General features: G+C 61.8%; 27 protein-coding genes. 20 read left to right on the top strand and 7 right to left on the bottom strand.

The window, feature by feature from the left end; all coding sequences use genetic code 11:
- Positions 1 to 138 precede the first annotated feature (138 nt).
- From NKH80_RS04915 to NKH80_RS04880, 8 genes are all read left to right on the top strand, one after another.
- Entirely contained in the window at positions 139 to 1422 is a 1284-nt protein-coding gene (locus NKH80_RS04915) for an NAD(P)/FAD-dependent oxidoreductase (protein WP_352505272.1), read from the top strand.
- An 83-nt stretch (positions 1423 to 1505) separates the two neighbouring features.
- The gene (locus NKH80_RS04910) at positions 1506 to 2393 is read left to right on the top strand and encodes an ABC transporter permease (protein ID WP_352505271.1); all 888 of its coding nucleotides are present in this window, start codon (positions 1506 to 1508) and stop codon (positions 2391 to 2393) included.
- A complete protein-coding gene (locus NKH80_RS04905; RefSeq protein WP_352505270.1) occupies positions 2390 to 3268 on the top strand; it encodes an ABC transporter permease in 879 nt (292 codons plus the stop codon). The genes NKH80_RS04910 and NKH80_RS04905 overlap by 4 nt, the downstream gene beginning before the upstream one ends.
- Positions 3253 to 4323 (top strand): ABC transporter substrate-binding protein, encoded by a 1071-nt coding sequence (locus NKH80_RS04900; RefSeq protein ID WP_352505269.1) that lies wholly within the window; start codon positions 3253 to 3255, stop codon positions 4321 to 4323. Before NKH80_RS04905 ends, NKH80_RS04900 begins: the two co-directional genes overlap by 16 nt.
- Before the next feature lie 175 nt (positions 4324 to 4498).
- Positions 4499 to 5107, top strand: coding sequence for a cupin domain-containing protein (locus NKH80_RS04895; RefSeq protein ID WP_254820400.1), 609 nt, complete (start codon positions 4499 to 4501; stop codon positions 5105 to 5107).
- Complete coding sequence (locus tag NKH80_RS04890; RefSeq protein ID WP_352505268.1) at positions 5097 to 6182, top strand: ABC transporter ATP-binding protein; 1086 nt, start codon at positions 5097 to 5099, stop codon at positions 6180 to 6182. Before NKH80_RS04895 ends, NKH80_RS04890 begins: the two co-directional genes overlap by 11 nt.
- A gap of 28 nt (positions 6183 to 6210) precedes the next feature.
- The gene (locus NKH80_RS04885) at positions 6211 to 6912 is read left to right on the top strand and encodes a 2'-5' RNA ligase family protein (protein ID WP_352689760.1); all 702 of its coding nucleotides are present in this window, start codon (positions 6211 to 6213) and stop codon (positions 6910 to 6912) included.
- Positions 6913 to 7148: 236 nt separating this feature from the next.
- On the top strand, positions 7149 to 7502 hold the full coding sequence (locus NKH80_RS04880) for a SnoaL-like domain-containing protein (RefSeq protein WP_352505266.1): 354 nt from the start codon (positions 7149 to 7151) through the stop codon (positions 7500 to 7502).
- Positions 7503 to 7593: 91 nt separating this feature from the next.
- Here the strand turns inward: NKH80_RS04880 and NKH80_RS04875 are convergent, their stop codons facing one another.
- Positions 7594 to 8073, bottom strand: coding sequence for an SRPBCC family protein (locus NKH80_RS04875; RefSeq protein WP_352505457.1), 480 nt, complete (start codon positions 8071 to 8073; stop codon positions 7594 to 7596).
- Positions 8074 to 8075: 2 nt separating this feature from the next.
- A complete protein-coding gene (locus NKH80_RS04870) occupies positions 8076 to 8426 on the bottom strand; it encodes an ArsR/SmtB family transcription factor (RefSeq protein WP_254820403.1) in 351 nt (116 codons plus the stop codon).
- Between the two features lie 173 nt (positions 8427 to 8599).
- Here NKH80_RS04870 and NKH80_RS04865 point away from each other — a divergent pair, with 173 nt between their 5' ends.
- Positions 8600 to 8953: an ArsC family reductase gene (locus tag NKH80_RS04865; RefSeq protein WP_352505265.1), complete on the top strand. Its 354-nt coding sequence runs from the start codon at positions 8600 to 8602 to the stop codon at positions 8951 to 8953.
- A gap of 61 nt (positions 8954 to 9014) precedes the next feature.
- On the opposite strand, the gene NKH80_RS04860 is transcribed toward NKH80_RS04865, so the two are convergent.
- The 3 genes from NKH80_RS04860 to NKH80_RS04850 all read right to left on the bottom strand — a co-directional run bounded on the left by NKH80_RS04860 (position 9015) and on the right by NKH80_RS04850 (position 11672).
- On the bottom strand, positions 9015 to 9380 hold the full coding sequence (locus NKH80_RS04860; protein WP_352505264.1) for a DUF488 domain-containing protein: 366 nt from the start codon (positions 9378 to 9380) through the stop codon (positions 9015 to 9017).
- A gap of 39 nt (positions 9381 to 9419) precedes the next feature.
- Positions 9420 to 10676 carry an aminopeptidase gene (locus tag NKH80_RS04855; protein WP_352505263.1) on the bottom strand — a complete coding sequence of 419 codons (1257 nt, stop codon included), beginning with the start codon at positions 10674 to 10676 and terminating at the stop codon, positions 9420 to 9422.
- A gap of 81 nt (positions 10677 to 10757) precedes the next feature.
- Positions 10758 to 11672 (bottom strand): LysR substrate-binding domain-containing protein, encoded by a 915-nt coding sequence (locus tag NKH80_RS04850; protein WP_502900455.1) that lies wholly within the window; start codon positions 11670 to 11672, stop codon positions 10758 to 10760.
- 97 nt (positions 11673 to 11769) lie between these two features.
- Between NKH80_RS04850 and NKH80_RS04845 the strand changes: the two genes are divergently transcribed.
- From NKH80_RS04845 to sbmA, 3 genes are all read left to right on the top strand, one after another.
- A complete protein-coding gene (locus tag NKH80_RS04845; protein WP_352505262.1) occupies positions 11770 to 11979 on the top strand; it encodes a hypothetical protein in 210 nt (69 codons plus the stop codon).
- Positions 11980 to 12091: 112 nt separating this feature from the next.
- A complete protein-coding gene (locus NKH80_RS04840; protein ID WP_352505261.1) occupies positions 12092 to 13246 on the top strand; it encodes a YbfB/YjiJ family MFS transporter in 1155 nt (384 codons plus the stop codon).
- A gap of 116 nt (positions 13247 to 13362) precedes the next feature.
- A complete protein-coding gene (gene sbmA / locus NKH80_RS04835; protein ID WP_352505260.1) occupies positions 13363 to 14640 on the top strand; it encodes a peptide antibiotic transporter SbmA in 1278 nt (425 codons plus the stop codon).
- Between the two features lie 26 nt (positions 14641 to 14666).
- Here the strand turns inward: sbmA and NKH80_RS04830 are convergent, their stop codons facing one another.
- Positions 14667 to 15659: a polysaccharide deacetylase family protein gene (locus NKH80_RS04830; protein ID WP_352505456.1), complete on the bottom strand. Its 993-nt coding sequence runs from the start codon at positions 15657 to 15659 to the stop codon at positions 14667 to 14669.
- Between the two features lie 204 nt (positions 15660 to 15863).
- On the opposite strand from NKH80_RS04830, the gene NKH80_RS04825 reads away from it, so the two are divergent.
- Together NKH80_RS04825 and der are read left to right on the top strand one after the other, a co-directional pair.
- On the top strand, positions 15864 to 16529 hold the full coding sequence (locus NKH80_RS04825; protein ID WP_352505259.1) for a tetratricopeptide repeat protein: 666 nt from the start codon (positions 15864 to 15866) through the stop codon (positions 16527 to 16529).
- Between the two features lie 6 nt (positions 16530 to 16535).
- Positions 16536 to 17969: a ribosome biogenesis GTPase Der gene (der, locus tag NKH80_RS04820; RefSeq protein WP_352505258.1), complete on the top strand. Its 1434-nt coding sequence runs from the start codon at positions 16536 to 16538 to the stop codon at positions 17967 to 17969.
- A 252-nt stretch (positions 17970 to 18221) separates the two neighbouring features.
- On the opposite strand, the gene NKH80_RS04815 is transcribed toward der, so the two are convergent.
- Positions 18222 to 18977, bottom strand: coding sequence for an SDR family NAD(P)-dependent oxidoreductase (locus NKH80_RS04815; protein WP_352476622.1), 756 nt, complete (start codon positions 18975 to 18977; stop codon positions 18222 to 18224).
- 188 nt (positions 18978 to 19165) lie between these two features.
- Here NKH80_RS04815 and NKH80_RS04810 point away from each other — a divergent pair, with 188 nt between their 5' ends.
- The 6 genes from NKH80_RS04810 to NKH80_RS04785 all read left to right on the top strand — a co-directional run bounded on the left by NKH80_RS04810 (position 19166) and on the right by NKH80_RS04785 (position 23258).
- On the top strand, positions 19166 to 19738 hold the full coding sequence (locus NKH80_RS04810; protein ID WP_352505257.1) for a L,D-transpeptidase: 573 nt from the start codon (positions 19166 to 19168) through the stop codon (positions 19736 to 19738).
- Positions 19739 to 19937: 199 nt separating this feature from the next.
- A complete protein-coding gene (locus tag NKH80_RS04805) occupies positions 19938 to 20072 on the top strand; it encodes an ABC transporter (protein ID WP_254820414.1) in 135 nt (44 codons plus the stop codon).
- Positions 20073 to 20220: 148 nt separating this feature from the next.
- Positions 20221 to 20793 (top strand): hypothetical protein, encoded by a 573-nt coding sequence (locus tag NKH80_RS04800; RefSeq protein ID WP_254820425.1) that lies wholly within the window; start codon positions 20221 to 20223, stop codon positions 20791 to 20793.
- A gap of 200 nt (positions 20794 to 20993) precedes the next feature.
- On the top strand, positions 20994 to 21581 hold the full coding sequence (locus NKH80_RS04795; protein ID WP_254820426.1) for a protein-S-isoprenylcysteine O-methyltransferase: 588 nt from the start codon (positions 20994 to 20996) through the stop codon (positions 21579 to 21581).
- A 10-nt stretch (positions 21582 to 21591) separates the two neighbouring features.
- Positions 21592 to 22371: a hypothetical protein gene (locus NKH80_RS04790; RefSeq protein WP_352689759.1), complete on the top strand. Its 780-nt coding sequence runs from the start codon at positions 21592 to 21594 to the stop codon at positions 22369 to 22371.
- Positions 22368 to 23258, top strand: a complete 891-nt coding sequence (locus tag NKH80_RS04785; RefSeq protein ID WP_352505256.1) for an SDR family NAD(P)-dependent oxidoreductase — start codon at positions 22368 to 22370, stop codon at positions 23256 to 23258. Before NKH80_RS04790 ends, NKH80_RS04785 begins: the two co-directional genes overlap by 4 nt.
- The last annotated feature ends 104 nt before the right edge of the window (positions 23259 to 23362 follow it).

The raw sequence follows: 23362 nt of genomic DNA, 5'->3' as shown, positions 1-23362 counted from the left end.
GCTTTGTCAATTCTTTGGGTCTTCGCATCGCTGGACCTTGATCGAGCCTGACGTGCGCCAACGGCGACGGAAAACGCTCTTTCAAAATAATGAAACCGTCGCTAGGGTTTTTCACCTACTGAAGTCTCCAGGTGACGCTTGCTCTTACGGTTTTCCGACCCAATCTGGCAGAAGCCGCGGACAGCCACCGCGTTCCAGTCGCTTTTTCCAGCCGGCCAATGCGTCGATGTCGTCATCGTCGGCGGCGGCATCATGGGGCTGTCAACGGCCTTGCACGCTGCCCGGCTCGGCCTTGCGGTCCAGGTGCTGGAGGCCGGCGAAATTGGCAATGGCGCGTCCGGTCTGAACGGCGGTCAGGTTATTCCTGGCCTGAAATACGATCCGGACTGGCTGCTGGAGCATTTTGCTCTCGAACGCGGTGAGGCGCTCGTCAACTTTGCCGCCTCGACGGCGGACGCCGTCTTCGAATTGATCCGCGACGAAAAACTGGCGGTGCCGTTCGTTCGCAATGGCTGGATTCAGGCCGCGCACACCGAGACCGCGCTGATAGCGGCGGCGAATCGGGATCGGCAGTGGCGGGCGCGGGGCGCCGATGTCCGGTTGCTGAGCGGGACGGAGATCGCGACGATGACCGGCGCGCAAGGCTATCTCGGCGGCTGGCTCGATCGCCGTGCCGGCGTCATCGATCCGCTCGCCTACACGTCGGAACTGGCGCGCGTCGCTGCAGCGGCAAGCGTAAAGATCGCCGAGCGCCAGAACGTGATGCAGATCAGCAAGGATGCTGGTATTTGGCACGTTGCCACGGAAAGCGGCGCCGAACTCAAGGCCAGGGCGGTCGTCCTGGCGACCAACGCCTATACTGGCGGCCTGCTTCCCGGCCTCGCCGAGACGATCGTCCCGCTGCATTCCTTTCAGATCGCGACAGCGCCGCTATCGTCCAATCTCGCGGCGGCGATCCTGCCGGAGGGGCAGGCGGTTTCGGATTCGCGCCGCATCCTCGTCTATTACCGCAAGAGTGCCGATGGTCGGCTGGTGCTTGGCGGACGCGGCCGCATGGCCTTGCCGAACGGCCCGGCCGACTGGGCGCATCTGGAACGCGCGCTGCTGCGACTCTACCCGGCGCTGTCCGACGTGGCCATTGAAAAGCGCTGGTTCGGCCGGGTTGCAATGACGCCGGACCATCTCCCGCATATCCACGAGCCAGAGAAGGGTCTGCTGGCGGTGGTTGGCTGCCAGGGCCGCGGCATCGGCCTGATGACCGCCCTTGGCGAGCGCATCGCCTCCTACCTGTCGAGCGGCGACACCAGGCAATTGCCGTTCCCGATCTCGCCGATCCGGCCGATTCCGTTTCACGCCTTTCGGCAGGTCGGCGTTGCCGCGACCATCGCCTGGTACCGAATGCTGGACGCCTTCGAACGCTGACGTTCATTCCCGAACGTGAAACAGCTTGACAGCTTCACGAATATGAAAAAAGCTTAGTCGATTTCAAATACCATAGGCAGTCGATGTCGACCATCGCCGCAACCCAGCCGCTGCCGGAAACCCGGTCTTCGCCGGGTTTCCGTTTCGCCATGCTGCTGCCGGGCGGGCTCGTCACCTTTGTGCTGATCCTTTTCGCCCTTGGCCTTGTGTTCTTCCTCGCCTTCCGCGGCAATGACGGCTCGCTGCTGGGGGCTGGTTTCACCCTTGCTAATTTCGTCACCGTGGCAACCGATCCGCTGTACTGGACGGTGACGCTGCGCTCGCTGGGTATCGCCGGCGTGGTGACGCTGGCAACGGTCGTCACGGCGTATCCTGTCGCCTACTATCTGGCCTTTCATGCCGGGCGGCGACGCGGGCTGCTGCTGTTCCTGCTGACCCTGCCGTTTTGGACCAGCTATCTGCTGCGCGTCTTCGCTTGGAAGATCGTGCTTGCCTATAATGGCGTGCTCAACTCGGCGCTGATCGAAAGCGGCATCTGGTCGGAGCCGACATTGGCCTTTCTCAACACACCGGCAGCGGTCGTCGTCACGCTTGCCCACGCTTATGCCCCGTTCGCCATCCTGCCCATCTATGTGGCGCTGGACACGATCCCGAAATCGCTGCTCGAAGCCGCTTCCGATCTCGGCGCAAAACCGTTCACCAGCTTCCGCCGCATCGTGCTGCCCAATTCGATGCCGGGCGTGCTGGCGGCGGCCCTCGTCGTCTTCGTGCCGACCGTCGGCGACTATGTCACCCCGGCGTTGGTCGGCGGCCCGGCCAGCACCATGATCGGTACGCTGATCCAGGCCGAGTTCGGCAAGGCAAATGACTGGCCGTTCGGCGCCGCACTCGCCGTCGCCGTCATGCTGGTCATTCTCGCCGTGGTGCTGGTGGTGCGCTTCGCCGACCGCCGATACGGCAGCCGCACATGAACACGGCGCGTATCGATGCAAGGCAGGGCGGCGGCTGGCTGGGAGCCTACGTCCTTGCCTATCTGGTGTTCCTGTATCTGCCGATATTGCTGATCCCGCTGTTTTCCTTCAACGATTCGATCCAGGCGGCGTTTCCGCTGCAAGGCTTCACGCTTGAGTGGTACGGCACGCTTTACGGCAATTCGGCGCTGTCCAGCGCGCTTGCCACCAGCCTCGTCATCGGCGCAACTGCTGCCACTGGCGCAACACTCTGCGGCGTGACCGTGTCCTATATGGACCTCTACGGCCGCTCGCCGCTGGCCGCCACGATCAGTGCTATAGCGCGGCTGCCGATCCTGATCCCAGGCGTCATCGTCGGCATATCGCTGCTCATCCTGGTCAACCTCGCCGGCTTGGGGCCGTCGCGCATTGCCATTGTGCTCGGCCATGTGTTGGTGGCGCTGCCGACGACGGTGGTGGTCATGCGCAGCCGCTTCGCCGCCATCCCGAAGACCATCCGCGAGGCAGCGCTCGACCTCGGCGCTTCCGACTGGACGACCTTCAGACGGGTGATGCTGCCGCTCAGCCTGCCGGCCATTATTTCGGCGTTCATGCTGGCCTTCCTGACCTCCTTCGACGAGTTCATCGTCGCCTTCTTCCTTGCCGGCACCGAGCCGACGCTGCCGCTTTATATCTGGAGCCAGCTGCGCTTCCCGAAATCGCTGCCGACCGTCATGGCGCTCGGCACCGCGATCCTGGCCGTGTCGTTTCTCATCGCCGCACTCGCCGAAATGCTTCGCCATCGCGGGCTTGCTGCCACCCGGCGGTCAGCGCGCGCCAACCTGTCAAAACCAGAAGAAACCGAAGGAGGAGAACTGCAATGGCATTCGACCTGAAATCGATAACGGCAAAGACAGCGAAAACCGGACTGGCTGCCTTCGCGCTGGCGCTTGCGTCGACTGTCGCCTTTGCCGGGGACAAGCTGCAATATTTCACCTGGTCGGGTTATGAACTGCCCGACTTCAACAAGAGCTTCCTCGCCGCGCACCCCGATGGTGTCGAAGCTTCGATGTTTGGCGACGACGATGACGCTTTCACCAAGGTCAAGGCCGGCTTCCGCCCCGATATCGCGCACCCATGCTATGACAAGGTGGCGCGCTGGAACAAGGAAGGCCTGCTGCAGCCGATCGACACCAAGCGCATCAAGAACTGGGATTCGATCTTCCCGGTCTTCAAGAACCTGCCCGACCTGCAGGCCGGCGACGGCAAGGTCTGGATGGTGCCGTGGGACTGGGGCAATACCGCGATCCTCTATCGCACCGATCTGGTGAAGAACCCGGAAGCCAGTTGGAACCTGCTTTGGGACAAGCAATATGCCGGGCGGATGGCGACCATCGATGCCGTCCACGACACACCGGTGGTGGCGGCCCTTCTCGCCGGCGTCAATCCATTCGACATGACACCGGAACAGATGGACAAGGTGGCAGAAAAACTTCGCGAGCAGCGCCCGCTGCTCTCGAACTACACCACCGACATGACCTCGGTCGAGCAAGCATTGGCGAGCGGGCAGCTGGTCGCGGCCATGACCTGGAACGCCTCGGCCACCTCGCTGAAGAAGCAGGGCGTGCCTGTCGAGTTCATGAAGCCGAAAGAAGGCATGCTGACCTGGGCTTGCGGCTTCGTCATGCTCAAGGACGCCAAGAACGTCGACCTAGCCTATGACTTCATCAACAGCCGGCTGGAGACGGATTCCGGAAAGTATCTGATCCAGGCCTACGGCTATGGCAGCTCGATCAGCTCGGCTTTCGCCGCCGTGCCGAAGGAGGAGTTGGAGAAACTGCAGCTGCCTTCCGATCCCGAGGTGATGCTGAAGACCACGATCTTCACCGGGCCGATGAAACAGAATGACGAACTCGCCAAGATGTTCGAGAAGGTCAAGGCGGGCGGCTGAGTTCGTACTTCCTTCTCCCCTTGCGGGAGAAGTGTCGCCGAAGGCGACGGATGAGGGGTGTTCCAGATGGCACCGACGGCACTCCGGCCAACACCCCTCATCCGTCTCGGCGCTTCGCGTCGATCCACCTTCTCCCACAAGGGGAGGGAAAACCTTACCAAATAAGGACGAACGAATGGACATGCTGGACGAAGCGGCTGAGAAGCCGAAGGATGACGCCGACGTCAGGGTCGGCCGGCGCGTGCGGGCGCTCAGGCTGGAGCGCAATCTCTCCCTGGCCGAACTCGCCGCCAAAGCCGGCGTCTCGATCGGTGCGCTGAGCCAGATCGAGCGCGGCATGTCGTCATTGCGGGTGCGAGTGATCTGGCCGCTTGCCGCCGCCCTCGACATCGAGCCGTCGGCGCTGATTGTTGATGGCAACGATGCCGGCAACGATCTGTATTGCGTTCGCGCCAACAGCCGGCGTCAGATCCCGGTCAAGTCGGAAGGCATCGCCAAGGCGCTGCTGTCGCCGCCGGCTGCCACGCTGACCGGGATGCTGGTGACGGTGGAAGCCGGTGGCGGCACCGCCGAAGCCTACGCCCATGCCGGCCATGAATTCGGCTTCGTCCTGTCGGGCGAGGTCGAGCTGGTGGTCGATTCGACCAGATACGGGCTGAAGGCCGGTGACAGCTTCGCCTTCAAGAGCACCTTGCTGCATGCCTTCCGCAATCCGGGCAGCGAGCGCTGCCAGATCCTGTGGGTCAACACCACCAAGCCGTCCGAGGTTCGTGATGGCGCCTGATCCGCTCGTCCGGCTGGACAAGGTCTCCAAGATTTTCCCCGGCGGCATCGTCGGGCTCGACACTGTCGATCTCAATATTTCGCGCGGCGAGTTCCTGACCCTGCTCGGACCGTCCGGCTGCGGCAAGACCACCAGCCTGCGGGTCATCGCTGGTTTCGAAGGCCCGTCGAGCGGCAGGGTCCTGCTCGAAGGGCGCGACATCACGGGGCTCAGGCCCTTCGACCGCCCGGTCAACACCGTATTCCAGGACTACGCGCTGTTTCCGCACATGAACGTCGCCGAAAATGTCGGCTTCGGCTTGTCGCTGCGCAAGCTCGCCGGTGCCGAACAGGCGAAGCGCGTCGGCGCGGCGCTCGACATGGTCGGCCTTGCCGACAAGCTCGGCGCCCGCGTGTCCGAACTGTCGGGTGGCCAGCGCCAGCGCGTCGCGCTTGCCCGCGCCATAGTCTGCGAACCGCGCGTGCTGCTGCTCGACGAGCCGCTGTCGGCGCTCGATGCGCATCTGCGCGAACAGATGCAGGTCGAGTTGAAGCGCCTGCAGTCGCGCCTCGGCACCACTTTCGTCATGGTCACGCACGATCAGACCGAGGCGCTGTCGATCTCTGACCGCATCGTCGTCATGAACAAAGGCCGCATCGAGCAGACCGCGCCGCCGGCGACCCTCTACGACCGGCCCGCAACCAAATTCGTCGCCAGCTTCATCGGCACGATGAACCTTCTGCAGTCGCGCTTTGTCGGCCGCGACGGCGAGCGCTTGCGGTTCGCCGCCGGCGCCCTGCCGCTGGAAGCGGTTTCGGAGACGGGCGAACTGCCTGGCGAGGGCACGGTGCGCACCATCGGCGTGCGTCCGGAGGATCTTTTGGCGACGACCGAGGCCACGGCCGGCACTGTACCGGTGCGGGTGAACAGCATCGTCTTCCACGGCCGCACCTTGCGCCTTCATGCAGAGCTGGGGCAGGGGACACAGGTGGTGATCGACGCGCCACGCCCGACAGAGGGTTCTCAATTCAGCGTCGGCGATGTGGCGCATATCAGCCTGCGCCGCGGCGCCAACTGCCCTATGCTGCCCAGCTAGTCTGATTTTCAACTTCCAGAAAACCGGAGTGTTCCCACACTATCGGCAACGGGGCGCAGAGTTCGAATTCCTGCTCGGCAGGGCTTCCTCGACAGCTGAAATCGCGGGTGTTGGCGCGGAAAGCATTCAGCGCCCGTTGCGTTTCCATTTGACGAGTTCTCTGTTTGTTCTAAATTTCTCGGTCGGATACAATTTGCCGGACGAGAGATCAATTATGAGTGGGCAACCTGCATTCGGAGCCGCGAACAACGGCCAGACCTTTTTCCGATGGGAGCGGTCCAAGCGACGTTTCGACGACCGCATATTCTTCGCCATCTTGGCTGAGAGCGCGGTCGCTGGTCCCTTGGCGCGAAAGGCTATCGCCTTGAATCGAGAGTTAGGGCTGCAAGGCTGGTTTGTTCCGGAAAAGCACATCCATATCTCGCTCGTCGGCCTCGGTGACCATGATGGGTATCCGGAAGAGCTGGTTGAAATCGCTCGGCATATCGGCTCGATGATCGTTGCAAAACCGTTCGATGTTTCTTTCGATCGCCTGACGGCTTTTGGTGGTGGTTCGCTGGTTCTGCGCAACGGTGACAGCAATCCAGCGCTCCAAGAATTCTGGCGCAATCTCACCGCTCTGATTTCCGACAGCCCGCTAAAGCTCTTTCTCACGAAGTCCATTGAACCGCATGTTACGCTGCTTCGTGACGAAGTCCGTGTCCCCAGGATTTCGCGAACGGTCGATTGATCCAATTGGCTGGACAGTCCGGGATTTTGTGCTGATCCACAGTGTAATCGGCAAGGGGATTTACCGCGAGCGCGCACGTTGGCAATTGAACGGCCAAGACGATGCCTTGGCCGGGATGTAGAGCCCCCGCACGATATTCATCATCCTGACATGGCATGTCAGCTGTCTCGGGATTGACGATGGCAGGCCAGCACGCGACCCGCTACTTCCAATGCGTCTTAACAGGAGGAACCCCCATGACGATCACGGAAATTGCCAAGGATTTCACCGAGCTCCTCAAGCAGGGCGATCACCAAGGTGCTGCTGAGAAGTACAATGCCGACGACGTCGCCAGCTACGAAGCCATGGAGGGGCCGATGGCCGTCTCCCGTGGCAAGGAAGCTCTGAAGCAAAAGAACCAGTGGTGGCAAGAGAACAACGAAGTGCATGGCGGTTCGGTCGAGGGCCCATATGTCAACGGCGACCAGTTCGCAGTGCGCTTCAAGTTTGACATAACGCCCAAAGCTACCGGCGAACGTGCCACCATAGATGAGGTTGGTCTGTACACGGTCAAGAACGGCAAGATCACAGAAGAGCGGTTCTACTATTGAGGCCGGAAATACCACCGGCTTCCGGGAGCCGCTGCAAGGTTGAACAATAAGCATGGCGGCCGGGAGGATGACCTGGCCGTCTTCGAGAAGCTCAGATCGTTTTGACGTAACCCGCCAACTGATCCGCCACCGTGCCCCAGCCGTCGTAGAAGCCCATCTCCTCGTGGCTGTTGCGCGTGGCTTCGTCGCGGTGGATGGCGGTCGCGGTGTAGCGCGTCGCCTCGCCCCGCGATTGCAGCGATATGACGGCTGTAATGAACGGGTCGCCTGACGGCCGGTAGCCTGGCAGCAGCGCATCGGTCCACACCAGCCGCTCGTCCTGGACGATCTCGAGGTAGCAGCAACGCCTGTCGTTGACCTCCTTGCCGTCGGGCGACTGCATGCGGGTGCGGAACAGGCCGCCGGGCCGCAGGTCGATCTCGCAATCGGTGATGATCCACGGCTTCGGCGTGAACCATTGGCGGACATGCTCGGGCTTCGTCAAGGCCATCCACAGCAGTTCGCGCGGCGCCTCGATCGACCGTTCGAGCACGAGGTCGAGCTTCGGATCGGGTTGGAACAACGGAGCCATGTTCATCTGTCTTTCTCCTTGAGTTTCAGCACGTAGTCGTCGAACTGGTCGAGACGGCGCTCCCACAGCGCTCGCTGCTCGGCCAGCCAGTTTTCCGCGAGCTTCAGCGGCTCCGGCGCGAGCCGGTAGGTCCTGACGCGGCCTGCCTTCTCCGAATGCACCAGCCCGCAGCCTTCCAAAACCCTGAGATGCTCGATGAACGATGGCAGGGCCATCTCGAACGGCTGGGCAAGCTCGCTGACCGAGGCGGGGCTTCGGTTCAGTCGTTCGACCACGCGTCGCCGGGTCGGATCGGCGAGCGCCCGGAAAATGCCGTCGACGGGCGGGGGGCTTTCGGTCTGCAGGCTCGTCATAGTCGTTTCCTTGCCTCGGCCATTCCGCGTGACCAGAGTTGGCTTAGAAACACTTAGGGAAATTCCTTACTATTGGCAAGGGCGAAAATCATGGATGCCCGGCAAGGCCGCTGGAAAACTGCGAGGTGCGGTTTTAGGGTGCCGTCAGATTCGACCGGTCCGAGGATCCGTTTTTGACGATCACCATGTATGGCATCACCAATTGCGATACGATCAAGAAGGCCCGTTCCTGGCTGGCGAGCCATGATGTTGCCTATCGCTTTCATGACTACAGGGTCGACGGGCTGGATGCGGATCGGCTGAACGGCTGGTCAGGCAAAGTCGGCTGGGAAATTCTGCTCAACAAGGCGAGCACGACGTTTCGCGAACTGTCGGGGGAGGACAGGATGGGCCTGGATGAAAGGAAGGCCAAGGCGCTGATGCTGGCAAAGCCGACGATGATCAAGCGTCCGGTGCTGGAACTTGGCGATCGCATACTGGTTGGCTTCAAGCCTGATGTTTATCAAGAGGCGATCGGTAGGAAGTAGAACCGACCGACCGCGATCCGTCGCGCCCCCCTCTGTCCTGCCGGCATGAATATCGATCGTATCAGACGCTTGTGGTTTTCCCATGCAAATAGCTCGCCAGCGCGACCGCATTATTATGGGCCTCGTCATGCGCGCCGTAGAGCAGCGTCACCTTGCCCTCACGCAGCAAGGCGCGCAGTTCCGCCACCGCCTCGCCGTTCCGGTCGAGCTCATCGCTGTATCGCCGCTGGAACTCCGCCCAGCGCGCCGGCTCATGGCCAAACCATTTGCGCAACGCGTCGCTTGGCGCGATGTCCCTCAGCCATAGCGTCAGCGCCGCGTCCTGCTTGGCGATGCCGCGCGGCCATATGCGGTCCACCAGCACCCGCTGCCCGTCATCGGGCGACGGCGGCTCATAGATGCGCTTGACCGCGAGTTCCATTGCCAACCCCGCATGCGTCACCGGCGCGGCTGCGTGCTGGTGCTCTTAAACCCACTCGCCCTTGCGCATCACCGGCACGCGGCTGCTGTCCTTGTGGACGCCGTCTATATCGATCTTGTCCGAGCCAATCATCCAGTCGATGTGGATGAAACTCTTGTTGCCGCCGCGCGCCGCGATCTCGTCCTGGCTGAGCGAGGCGCCGTCGACAAAGCACTTCGAGTAGCACTGGCCAAGCGCGATGTGGCAGGCGGCGTTCTCGTCGAACAGCGTGTTGAAAAACAGCAGCCCGCTCTTGGCGATCGGCGAGGAATGCGGCACCAGCGCCACCTCGCCGAGACGGCGCGAGCCTTCGTCGGTATCGAGCACCTTCTGCAGCACATCCTCACCTTTCGAGGCCTTGGCCTCGACGATGCGGCCCGCCTCGAAACGCACCGCAATGCCGTCGATCAGCGTGCCCTGGTAGGACAGAGGCTTGGTGCTCGTGACGTGGCCTTCGACGCGCCTTGCATGCGGCGTGGTGAAAACCTCTTCGGTCGGGATGTTCGGGTTGCAGGTGATGCCGTTCTTGGCGGTCGAGGCGCCGCCCATCCACTCGTGGCCGTCGGCCAGCCCGACGGTCAGGTCGGTGCCGGGGCCGGTGAAATGCAGTGCGTGGAAATTGTGGCCGTTCAGCCATTCGGTGCGGCTCTTCAACGCCGCATTGTGCGCCGTCCAGTTGCCGATCGGGTCTTCGACGTCCACCCGCGAGGCGGCAAAGATGGCATCGGCGAGCTTGGCCACGGCGACGTCTTCGGCATCGTCCGCGAAAACCTGCTTGGCCCACGCCTGATCGGGATAGGCCACGATGTTCCAGTTGATCTCGAAGCCGGTGATCTTCTCAAGCGCCGGCTGATAGGCCATCGAATTTGCCTTGTTGGCACGCGCCACCTTTGCCGGGTCCTGAGACGAAAGCAGCGAGGGATCCTCGCCGCGCACGGCAAGCCTCGCCGCATTGTCGGCGAAGGCTTTTGCCATGCCTTCATAGAGCCAGCCGGCGGCGCGGTCAAAACCGGCGTCGGCGCCGTAGCGGAAGCGCGCGAGAGTGATCTCGTCGTCGTTGAAGATCGGCGTCACCAGGCCGGCACCTGCCTTGTAGGCGTGCTCGACGATCCGCCGCGTCAGAGGCAGCGCGGCGATAGACGAGGTCAGCACCAGATCCTGACCCGGCTGCAATTGCAGCCCGACCTTGACGGCGACCTCCGCCAGCCTGTCGAGCTTCACCGGGTCGATGGTTGCGGAAACGCCGCGCGAATGTGTGGTCATGATCCTGCCTGCCGTGATTGGGGACTGCGTCTTACATAGACCGGCGTTACCGACCTTTCCACTCTGATGACGCCGGCAGGTCTAGCTGACGCTCTCGAGCGACCTGAACTGCGCCATCGTCGCCTCGATCTCTTCGCGCACCCAGATCTTGAAATCCCTGACCTTGCGGCTTTCGCCCTTGCTGGCCGAAGTCACCAGCCAATAGCCGAGCCCGCTCTGGGCGCGTATGCCGAACGGCGCAACGAGACGGCCGTCGACCAGCGCGTCGGCGGCCAGCAATTGCCAGCCGAGCATGACGCCGTGACCGGCAATCGCCGATTCCAGGCACAGCATCGGATCTGTGAAGCGCGCGCCTTTCATGAAGGTGACCGGCTCCACCCCGGCCGCTTCGAACCAGCTCTCCCAACTGATCATCGATCTTTCGTCTGTGATCGCACAAGTCAAAGCAAGGTCCTCGATCGATTTCAGCTTGCTGGCGATCACCGGTGCACAGACCGGAAACACCTCTTGCGCCAGCAGCAATTCGGCCCGCCCGCCCGGCCATTTGCCGTCGCCGAGCCGGATGGCGACGTCGATGTCCGAACGATCGAAATCGGCAAGCCGCACCGAGGCATCGATGCGCAGGAGCACGTTCGGATGCCGGGCAAAATGCCGCGATAGCCGCGGCAGCAGCCATTTCGAGGCGAACGCCGGCGCCACCGAAACCACCAGCGTGCACTCCGAGCTTTCATCGGCAAGCGCCACCGCCTGTGCGAGTTCGCGAAACCCGGCGCTGAGCCGCGCGGTAAAGACGGCACCGAATTCCGTCGCCACCAGGCCAGCTGGCGTTCGTTCGAACAGCGCCCGGCCGAGCTGCTTTTCTGTCCGGTTGATCTGCTGGCTGACGGCGCTGACCGAGACGTTGAGCTCGCCGGCCGCCGCCGCAAGCGAGCCCAGGCGGGCAACGGTTTCCACGGCGCGCAAGCCGTTGAGATGGACGCGGTTCAGAGTAGCCATACAGTTTTTCTAAACTCGAGCGGCGGAAATCTCAATTGCCAGACGCTAACGAACGGCGGATTCTAAGTGGGTTACGCAGAGTGAGGAGGCAAATCCGATGAAGATTTTATCATGGCTCGGCGCCTTTTCCTCGATCGGGACGCAGCCACACCGGCACGACAGCGAGGCCATCAGCTGGGTGACCGATCCGCTGTCGCATCCGGTGCTCGACACCATGTCGGAGCGCGAACTCGCCGACATGCCGTTCAGGCTGACCGCGCGTCGCACTCGCTTCGAGACGGCCTCGACAAGAACCTGCTGCGGTTGAGTCTCCTGAAGAAGCACCTCGGGCGAGCCAACCGCCGACGCGGCTGCGCAACCCTTCTGGCCCAACAAAAGGCGGATTGTCTCACCGGCAGGCGCACTTATGGTGCACTGCAATGAACATCGCTTCGCCCTTGCGCCTGGCAATCGCCGGCATGATTGCCCTGGCCGTCGCCATGGGCATCGGCCGCTTCGTCTATACGCCGATCCTGCCCGGCATGATGGAAGAGCTTCGCCTGTCGCCGGCCGATGCAGGCTGGATCGCATCGGCCAATTATCTCGGCTACCTCGTCGGCGCGCTTGCCGCCACCGGCGGCTGGGCGCAGGGCCGGGAGCGCCAGCTGATGCTGGCCGGCCTTGCCGCCACCGCGATCCTCGCCGGGCTGATGGGCCTGACCGGTACCATGACCGGCTTTCTCCTCATCCGCTTTCTTGCCGGCCTCGCCAGCGCCTTCGTGCTGGTCTTCATGACCAGCATCGTTTTCGGTCATCTCGCCGCGGCCGGGCGAAACGACCTGCAGGCGCTGTATTTCGGCGGTGTCGGCCTCGGTATCGCGGCATCCTCGGGGCTGTTGGCGCTCCTTGTCACCGAACACGCCGGCTGGGCGGCGGGCTGGCTGTGGTCCGCGGCGATTTCGGCCTGCGGCTTTGCCGCCGTCGCCTTGCTGGCTGCCGGCACCTCGACCGCGAACAGCGTTGCCGGGCCCGAGCCGGCACTGCCAAAAGACCGGTCGCTGGTGAAGATCATTGTCGCCTACGGCCTGTTCGGCTTCGGCTATATCGTCACGGCAACATTCCTGGTCGCCATCGTCCGCCAGGGCGGCGGCGGCCGGATCTTCGAGGCCGTGGTCTGGATGGTCACCGGCCTTGCCGGTTTCCCCTCGGTCTGGCTGTGGCAGAAGCTTACGGCCAGGATCGGGCTCTATGCCACCTATGCCCTGGGATGCCTCGTCGAAGTGATCGGCGTCAGCGCCAGCGTCGCCATGGGCGGGCGCACCGGGCCGCTGCTCGGCGGCCTTCTTGTCGGCGGCACCTTCATTGCCATCACCGCGCTTGGCCTGCAGGCCGGCAGGCAGCTTGCTCCGCAAGCACCACGCCGGATGCTGGCGGTAATGACGGCCGCCTTCGGCCTTGGCCAGATCATCGGCCCGATCGTCGCCGGGCTGCTCGCGCAGGCCTCAGGTAACTTTTTCCTTGCCTCGATCGTTGCCGCCGCCGTCCTGCTCGCTTCCGGCGCGATCGCCTGGTCGGCTGCGCCAAAATCGCCATGATTATGGTCTTGCTCGGCGCCGGGCGTCGGGCACGGGCATTTTCTTTCCCACTAATGTGTGACTTTATGCCCGCTGACCAACGCCGCTGATTTGCGCCGACCGAGGATTTCGCCACAGTGTTCGTATCGTTTTTTCCGCAGCCGAAGCTGTTTTTCACCTCGGTCGCCGTCTGGAGCCTTCTGCTCGTTGTTCTTTGGTTTTTCGGCGGCGAACACCTCGGCACGATGCTTGGCATGCCGCCAGTCGATCCGCAGGCAGCGCCTGTCATAAGCCCAGTGAGATTCCTGACGGCGTCATTCCTCTGGTTCTACGGATATTTCTTCGCCGGTATCGGCATATTTTACCTTTTTTGGGCGCTGTACGCCCCCCATCCCTGGCAGAATTGGTCGATCCTTGGTTCTGGTTTGGTTGTTTTTGTCACTAATTTCATCGTCCAGATAAGTGTGGCGCTGAACGATTGGCGTGGCATGTTCTACGACATGGTGCAGAGGGCCCTGACCACACCCGGCTCCGTCACGCCTGCCGAGCTTTACTACGGAGTGTGGCAGTTCCTCTCTTTGGCGCTGGTCTATATGACCATCGCGGTTTTGAACGTCTTCTTCGTCAGGCACTATGTCTTCCGCTGGCGGACGGCCATGAACGACTATTTTACCGCCTATTGGCCGAGGCTACGTCATATCGAAGGGGCGTCGCAGCGCGTTCAGGACGACACGATGCGCTTCTCGAGCACAATGCAAGGGCTGGGAGTGAACTTCATCGATTCCGTTATGACCCTCATCGCATTCCTGCCCTTGCTGGCAGCTCTGTCTCGTCATGTCCCAACCCTTCCTATCGTCGGAGCGATTCCCTATCCACTGGTAATCGCCGCAATCGTGTGGTCGTTGTTCGGCACTGGGTTGTTGGCCGTGGTCGGGGTCAAGCTTCCTGGCCTGGAATTTCGAAATCAACGGGTTGAAGCCGCTCTGCGCAAGGAACTTGTCCTTGGTGAGGACGATATGGCAAGAGCGCAACCGCCAACCCTAGCTGAGCTGTTCGCGAATGTTCGGAAGAACTATTTCACCCTCTACGCTCATTATGTCTACTTCGACATGGTCCGGTATCTCTATCTCCAGGTAGACAACGTTTTCGCCACACTTATTCTTGTTCCGACTCTCGCTGTAGGCAAGATAAGCTTCGGCATTTTTCAGCAGGTCGTCTCCGCCTTTTCCCAAGTCGCCAGTTCGTTCCAGTATCTCGTCAATTCCTGGCCTACTATCGTCGAGTTGATTTCTATCTACAAACGTCTGCGCGCGTTCGAAGCGACCCTTGAAGGGGCACCGCTGCCGGTAATCGATCAGCACTATCTGGAACGGGAGCAAGCTGGCCTGCGCCCTGAGGATCAGCCAGCAAGCTAAGAAAATCGGGTGGCGAGCGCTTCCGCTCAGCCGCCCACCGCCGCCTGCCGTTCGCCTCGCTGCGATAGATAATCGCGAAAACTGATGCACTCGACGTCGGCCTTGATGCAGACCTCGCCGGCAAAGCGTTCCAGCGCGTTCCAGTAGGCGCCGTCATTCATCAGCGTGAAGTGGAAGCCGAGCTCAAGCGGAATGCGCTTGCCCCGGTATTGCGCATCGAAGGCGGCGCGGAACGCGTGATAGGTCCGGTCAGCGAACTCTTCCGCCATGCTCGGCCGCTCGAAGCCGCCGGAATGCCTGACATAGAGATTGTAGTCCATGGCGATCACCCGCCTTGAGCTCGGCCCTTCCGGGATCTGCGGCAGCGAAAAGCGCGTGATGCCGCTGACGGTCGGTGGCTCAACCGGCTCACGCGAGACGCCGCTTGCGTCGAGCAGGAAACCGGCCGCGGGCAGCGCCTCGTAGAGCGCCTTGTTTGCCGACAGGTAGGGCGCGCGAAACCCGACCACCGATTTGCGGGCGAAATCGCGCCAGTCCTTCGGTTCAGGAGCAATGCCGTTGATCGAATAGGCGTTTTCGAGAATATGCTTGAACGAGCCGAACTCGCTCAGCCAGTCGGCTTTGCTCCAGTCCTTGCCATCGAAATGACCACAGCCATGGCTGCCGATGTCGTGGCCTTCCCTAGCGGCGAGGTTGATCTGCTCGAGCCGCTCGGCGACTTCCTGTTTGGAGGCAGCGAAGCCGATATTCGATTTGCCTTCTGTCTTGCCGGGCGCGGTGTATTGCTTGCGTGTCTCGGGCGACAGCAGGAACACGCAGGAGACAAAATAGGTGAAATGCGCGCCTGTGCGCCGGGCCAGCGCCCGGCTGCGCTGCCACTGCGAAATGTCGCGGGCGCTGTCGAATGAGATGATGACGATCTGCTTCGGTTTTGTCGGCGGCGGCGGCGGGTCGGCAAATGCCGCGCCGGTAGCAAGCGCGGCAATCGAAAACGCAACAACGCGGGACAAACGGGGCAAAGGCATCTGACCGGATCAAGGAATGTAGAAGCGACGCCTACCGCTGAAATATGGCACGGGTACGATCGACCTGTACGGCCGCCGTTGGCGGCGACTGCCTCGTGAATAGGCGATTTTCCTGCCGAACCCCTTCCATGCCGGCAAAATTTCGCTAAAACGCGGGCTCATCAACCGCCCCGCCCGGGGCATGAATGGTTTTGATCCATGTCGGACGACAGTTTTATCCGCGAAGTCAACGAAGAGATTCGTCGCGACCAGGCGCATGCGCTGTGGGACCGTTTCGGTCCCGCCTTGCTCGTGCTGGCCGTGCTGGTGGTGCTCGGCACTGCTGCTGTCGTCGGCTACCGCTATTGGGACGAAACTCGCGCCAACCGCTCGGGCGATGCTTTTTCGCAGGCGCTCAAGCTTGCCAATGACGGCAAGAACGACGAGGCGCTTGCCGCTCTGGAGGCGTTGGAGAAGGACGGCTACGGCGCCTATCCGCTGCTCGCCCGCATGCGCGCGGCAACCGTCAAGGCGGACAAGGGCGACGTCGACGCCGCCGTCAAGGATTTCGACGAGGTCGCCGCCGACACCAAGATACCCTCCGGCATTCGCGACATGGCTCGGCTCAGGGCAGCGCTGCTTCTGGTCGACCACGGCTCTTTCGCCGATGTCTCCAGTCGCGTCGAGGCGCTCACCGCCGAGACCAACACGCTGCGCCATACGGCGCGCGAGGCGCTTGGCCTTGCCGCCTGGAAGGAAGGCAAGGCGGCGGATGCATTGAAGCTGTTCGACCAGATCGCCGCGGATGATGGCGCCCCGCGCAACACGCGCGAGCGGGCGACTTTGATGTCCGAGCTGATCCGCGGCTCGGGCGGCGTGTCGTGATAGTCCATGACCTTCAAAGTCGCCATCATCGGCCGGCCTAACGTCGGCAAATCGACCCTTTTCAATCGGCTGGTGGGAAGGAAGCTGGCGCTTGTCGACGATACGCCGGGCGTCACCCGCGATCGCCGCGTCCATGCCGCAAAGCTCTACGACCTGCATTTCGACGTCATCGACACCGCCGGCTTCGAGGATGCGGCTGCCTCGACGCTGCCCGGCCGCATGCGCGCCCAGACCGAGATCGCCATCCGCGAGGCCGACCTGATCTTTTTTACGATCGATGCCAAGTCCGGGCTGATGCCCGACGACAAGACCTTCGCCGAGATCGTGCGCAAGTCCGGCAAGCCGGTTGTCGTCGTTGCCAACAAGGCTGAGGCGCGCGGCGCCCAGGGCGGCATGCTGGAGGCCTGGGAGCTCGGCCTTGGCGAACCGATCCCGGTCTCGGCCGAACACGGCCAGGGCCTGCCCGATTTGCGCGACGCGGTGATCGCAGCACTTGGCGAGGCGCGCGCCTTCGGCGAGGACGAAGAGGCCGGCGAGGATGAGGTCGCCGCCAGCGAGGTGCTAATCGGCGAGGACATCACCGACCCGGACGCCGAGCCGAGCTATGACGACACCAAGCCGATGCGCATCGCCGTCGTCGGCCGCCCCAACGCCGGCAAGTCGACGCTGATCAACGCACTAATCGGCGAGGAGCGGCTGTTGACCGGCCCTGAGGCCGGCATCACTCGCGATTCCATCTCGGTCGACTGGGACTGGCATGGCCGCCGCTTAAAATTGTTCGACACCGCCGGCATGCGCCGCAAGGCCAGGATCCACGAAAAGCTCGAAGTGATGTCGGTGCAGGACGGCTTGCGCGCCATCCGCTTTGCCGAAATCGTCATCATCGTGCTCGACGCCACCATTCCCTTCGAGAAGCAGGATCTGCAGATCGCCGACCTGATCATCCGCGAGGGCCGTGCCCCGGTGATCGCCTTCAACAAATGGGACCTTGTCGATCATCCCCAGGAGTTGCTGGCCGAGCTGCGCGAAAAAACCGAGCGGCTGCTGCCGCAGGCGCGCGGCATGCAGGCGGTGCCGGTGTCGGCCGAGACCGGGCGTGGCCTCGACAAGCTGATGGATGCTGTCATCAGGACGCATCGAGTTTGGAACAGCCGTGTGTCGACCGGCAAGCTCAATCGCTGGCTGGAAGGCATCCTGGCGCATCATCCGCCGCCCGCTGTCGCCGGGCGTCGGCTGAAGATCAAATATGTCACGCAGGCCAAGACGCGGCCGCCGGGCTTCGTCGTCTCCTGCTCACGGCCGGATGCGATGCCGCAATCCTACGTCCGCTATCTCTCGAACAGCCTGCGCGAGGCTTTCGACATGCCCGGCGTGCCGATCCGCATCGCCTTGCGCACCTCGGACAATCCTTTCGCCGGCAGGGCGAAGAAGCGCCGCTGAGCTGCGCGTCTTCTGGGCGCCAGCATCAGGCTACGCTCGGCAGGCCGCTCGCGGGCAGCGCCTGCACATTTTCGGGAAGGCGATTCCACCGACACCTGCAGCAGGATGTCGGCAAGTCGCGCCGCCACCGGGTCTGGCTCGGCCTTCCTTGCGATGCGGCAACAGGCCCATCTCAGGCAGTGCGGGCAGCCCGGCGATCTCCGGCGTCATCGCCCTGACGGTGGCCGGCGCGAGTGGGGGCAGCCTCTGCACCTAATGGGCGGTGTAAGCTCCGTCCACCAGATGGTAGCTCCCAGTGATAAAGCTGGCCTGGTCGGACAAGAGGAAGCATACAAGAGCCGCTACCTCTTCTGGTTTCCCGCGCCTGCCCATCGGCTGAAGACCTGCCATGCGCCGGCTGGCTAATGCCTCCATTTGCTCCGACAAAAGAGGCGTTTCGATCCAGCCGGGGCCGACTACATTGATCCGGATGCCCATCCTGGCATATTCGATCGCCGCAACTTTGGTTAGTCCAACGACTCCGTGTTTCGCTGCCGTGTATGCGGACGCAGTTGGCAAGCCGACGGAACCGAGGACGGAGGACATGTTCACGATGGCGCCTCCGCCTCGATCCAGCATCGCGGCGATTTCGTACTTCATGCTGTAGAAAACGCCATTTAGATTGACGTTTATCAGCTTGTGCCAGTTGTCGAGCGGATAGTCTGCCGTGGCTTTTCGAATGCCGTCGATACCTGCATTGTTTACCGCCATATCCAGTCCGCCGCATTTCTGGACAGTGAACTCGATCAGCTTTTCCACGGCTGCCGCATCCGTGACATCTACCGCAAAGTCGTAGGCCCTGCCGCCTTGCGAGCTTATTTCGGCGGCTCTGCAGTGCGCGGCCTCGGCATCAAGGTCGGCGACAACAATCTCGGCTCCTTCTTGCGCGAGTTGCCGTGAAACAGCCGCCCCTATTCCGGAGCCTGCGCCGGTCACAATCGCGACTTTACCATGGAAGTCAGGCTTCATCGTCTCTGTCCTATGCCAATTTTGACATAACCGAACAGAGGCAGACGGTTATCGCAAGAAGTTTCGCTCCAATTCGCTTGTCAATCCTGTGAATTCATTTTGCCACCACACAGCGAGACTTGGCGCGCAGGCCTTGGAATGGTAGAGACGAGGGCGGCGGTAGATGACCAGTTTCCTAGCAGGTACAAATGGAAGAACACCACATTGCGCGCCGGGGGCTCGTGCTGGGTAGTCTGGCTCTGATGGTCTCCGGATGTACGTCGATTTCATCCGCGTTCGGACCAAGGCGTGGCCTGAATCCTCGTTACCGACGACAGCACGTGCGGTACGACGGAAACGAGCCGGCCGGAACGATCGTCGTCGATACTTCGCAACGCTTTCTCTATGCCGTCGAGACGGACGGGTGGGCGACGCGCTACGGCGTTGGCGTCGGCGAGCAGGGACTTTCGTTCAAGGGTACAGCGACCGTCGGCCGCAAGGCGGACTGGCCGTCGTGGACACCCACCGCCAGCATGATGCAGCGCAAGCCGCGCCTGGTGAAGTATGCAGGGGGGGTCCCTGGCGGACCAAACAACCCGCTTGGTGCGCGTGCCCTTTATCTCTATCAAGACGGGCGCGACACCCACTTCCGGATACATGGTACAAACGAGCCATGGACGATAGGCACAGCGGTATCGAACGGGTGCATCCGTATGATAAATGACGACGTCATTGACCTCTACGACCGTACTCCTTTGGGCACGACGGTGGTGGTTGTTTGATGGTGGGCAGGCCTGATCTCCGTTGCATGGTGAACCCTGCCAGCACGTCACCGCAAAGGTGCCGCCGGCAACTGGATGCCAACTGTGTCATTTCTGCACTAGGCGTTGGTGTAGATCGCAGCTAACTTGGTGGGGCTGCATATCGTTTTAGTTGTGGCGATTCTATAGGCTATTCCGCCCCCGGGGAAAGGATTGCTTGATGAACAGGATATTGGTTGCAATGGTTGCTGTGCTCGCCGTTGCCAGCCTGAGCGGCTGCGCGAACGACTGGATCGGCAAAGGAAAGGGTAAGGCTCCGGCACCCGCTCCGGTAGAGGAACCAGTGATTAAGTAAGGACCGGCTTGTATGGGGAAGGGGTGCCAAGCCCTTCCCCATACATACGCAGCCGGGGCTTTGGCCGGCTTCATAGCGTCCGGCGCGGTTGGCGGGCATAGGCCGTTATTAGGTCTGTGCATTGTGAAGTTCGGGAATGGACGCGGCGATGACGCTTGTAAGTAGCCGTCTCTTGCTTGTGGCATTGGTGGCCCTCCCGGCAGCGGCATGTCAGACGAAAGACCTGCCGCCCCAGCCGAATTTCGTATCTTATGCCGATGGCGGAGCTGCGCCTAAAAAAAACGACGAGCGGTACTTCATCGAGTTCCGCTCCCGCTACGCCCTAAGCTACGGCCACACCTACGCAGTTTTTGGGCGCCTGGACCGGGCCGGGAGAATGATCGATCCCCAAGTCGCGGGCCTTCACCCGGCTTCGAACAGTGCGGTTCCCTATGTTCTGGGCCATATCGTGCCGGTGCCAGCCGAAACCGGGTGGAGCGACGGTGATCTGGAAGAACCATACAGATCCGCAAGCTGGCGAATCATATTGACCCGGGCCGAATACGACAAAGTCGTTGCCTACATCCGCAAGCTGCAGGCGAGCTCGCATGTCTGGCAGGCGACGGTCTTGAACTGCAACGGCTTCGTGGCGGACATCGCTCATTCCATGGGATATAAGACTCCCGCCATTCAGCTCCGGCCGCAACAATTCATAACCGAGCTTCGGGAGATGAATACATAACCAAGATTCGAGGGATGAATGGGACCGAATGCGATCGGTACTGCCCCTCCGGCTTTCGCGTGTGCGGACTAACTCGGAGAGGATCGCTGCGCCTGAAGGTAGGCCGGTGACGAAATCGAGGCGATGGGTGAAGTGGCCATACTCTGGGGCAGCTGCTACAGTCGCGATCGCAGAAAGGGCGCTGGTGACCTGAAGTGACCATTGCTTTAGCCTCACTTGGCGAGATCATATGGGTGATCGGCATCGTCGCTTGGTACGTGATCCGGTATCCCTTCGAGCGCCGGGCAAGGCGCGTGCGAATAGTAGCTGGCGGCCGCTCAAGTTCCGACACCGTCGGGCTTGCATCGGCTCTCCTTGGCCTGGCGATCCTGCCTGGCTTCTATGTCGCCACCGGCATCCCCGCAGCGGCTGATCATCCGGCCAGCGTGTGGTCGGTGGCGCTCGGAACCATCATCTTCTGCTCAGCGCTGTGGATTTTTCGCTTATCCCACAAGGAACTTGGCCGTAACTGGTCGATTACGCTCGAGATTCGCGAACGGCATGAACTGGTCAGCGCCGGGCCATACGCCTTGGTCCGTCACCCTATGTACACCTCTTTCCTGCTTATGGGGCTCGGCCAGCTCTTTCTGCTGCCGAACTGGGTTGCGGGCATATCGGGTTTGGTTGGTTTCGCAGTCCTTTTCCTGCTGAGAGTGGATAAGGAAGAGCGTATGATGCTGGAGAATTTAGGCTCGCAATACCGTGTCTATATGGAAAGGACCAAGCGAATATTCCCTTATCTTTATTAGAGGTCGTTTTATGCGAGGCCGAGCCCTCAAGCTTTCCGCGCCCCGGCGCCTTGTTGGCGACCTGATGAGGTTTTCGATCGGCGTGCCACGGGTCGCGGTGCAGCGTCAGATGAATCTCGGCCCACTCGTAAGGGCTAGAATGGCGCAGCAGACCAGGCCCTCGTGGACCGCGATCTTCCTGAAAGGGTATGCGCTTCTTGCCCTAGAGACCCCGGAGTTGCGGCGCGCCTATGTCAAGTTGCCCTGGCCGCAGCTTTACGAGTATCCGGCAAGCGTAGCCTCGATTGCCCACGAGCGCGAATATGATGGCGAGCCGGCCGTTCTGCTGAGCTGCATCAAATGCCCGGAGCGCTACTCCATCACGGAACTTGAGCGATCCATCCACGCGGCTCGATCACGGCCGATCCAGGAGGTCCCGGAGTTTCGGCGTGCCTTGCGGATGGCAGGTGCGCCCGCGCCAGTCAGGTGGCTGCTTATGTGGCTAGGGTTGAACATCGCCCGGCAAAGGGCAAATTACTTCGGTACCTTCCAACTGTCCGTCTATTCTGGTCTCGGTGCGGAATCACTCAACCCGCTGACACCACTGACCACCCTTCTAAACTACGGTCCGATCGGCAAAGACGGATCGGTGAATGTCCGCATCCACTACGATCACCGGGTCATGGATGGAGCGAACGTCGCACGAGCACTGGAGAGATTCGAAAAGATTCTGAACGGCACTGTCGCCAATGAAGTGGTGCTGCTCGGTCAAGGTGTTTCCGCTCCTGCAAGACAGAGGAATGCGAAGTGATTTCGCACTGTGAATTCCGGCCAGCTATCGTCGTGATTGGCGGCTCGGGTGGAATTGGCCGGGCGATTGCGAGCGTCGCTGCAAGGGAGCGCGGTGCGGTTGTGCTGGTTGCCCGCTCACCTGAGGGTTTGGCCGCCGCGGCGTCTGAGGTTAGGGAGGCGGGCGGCGAGGCATTCACGCTCGAGTTGGATCTCGTGGCAGGCGATGCGCCAACGCGCCTGGAGGGCTTTCTGTCCGCACACGGCCTGGTCTGTGATGTCCTGGTCAACAGCGCCGGGTACGGCCTGCGGGGCGCGACGACGGCGCTGCCTATTGATGGTCAACTCGGCATCATCGATCTCAATATACATTCCCTCACAGAACTGACCCTTCATTTTCTGCCGGGAATGGTGGCACGCCGACGGGGCGGGGTGCTCAATCTCAGTTCCGTGGCCGGGTTCGTTCCCGGGCCTTATATGGCTCTGTACTTCGCTAGCAAAGCTTTCGTGCGCTTCTTCTCAGAGGCGCTTCACCAGGAATTGCGCCGAACCGGTGTGACGGTCACATGCGTTGCACCAGGCCCGGTGTCCACGGAGTTTCTCGCAAGATCAGGCGCCAATCAGACGGTGCTCTTCAACATCTTGCCCAAGGTGGATCCGAAGTATGTGGCCGAACAGGCGTGGCGAGCGTTCAAATCCGGTCGTCGCCTCGTCGTACCGGGAATCTCGGGTAAGTTGGCTGCCCTTGTGGCAGCGCTCCTGCCTTCCGCGGCGCTGCTGCCCCTGGTCGGCCGGCTGCAACGCGGCGGCAATGATCAATGTCCTTGCGGTTCAGGTATGAAGTTCAAGAAATGCTGCGGTACCCGCCAGATTCAGCTACGCCGGGGCCCTCGGGGAATTATCCCCTGACCGGACCAGCACGTCACCGAAAAACCTCATTGAAACAAGAGACCGCTCGCCGATGACGGGCGTAAAGTAAGCATGTTGGTAGCATAGAGGCGAGGCTTTCGATA

The organism is Mesorhizobium sp. M0904, from assembly GCF_040319475.1.
Classification (GTDB): Bacteria; Pseudomonadota; Alphaproteobacteria; order Rhizobiales; family Rhizobiaceae; genus Mesorhizobium.
Note: the sequence above shows the minus strand (reverse complement) of the source record. Positions and strands in the feature narration are given on the sequence as shown.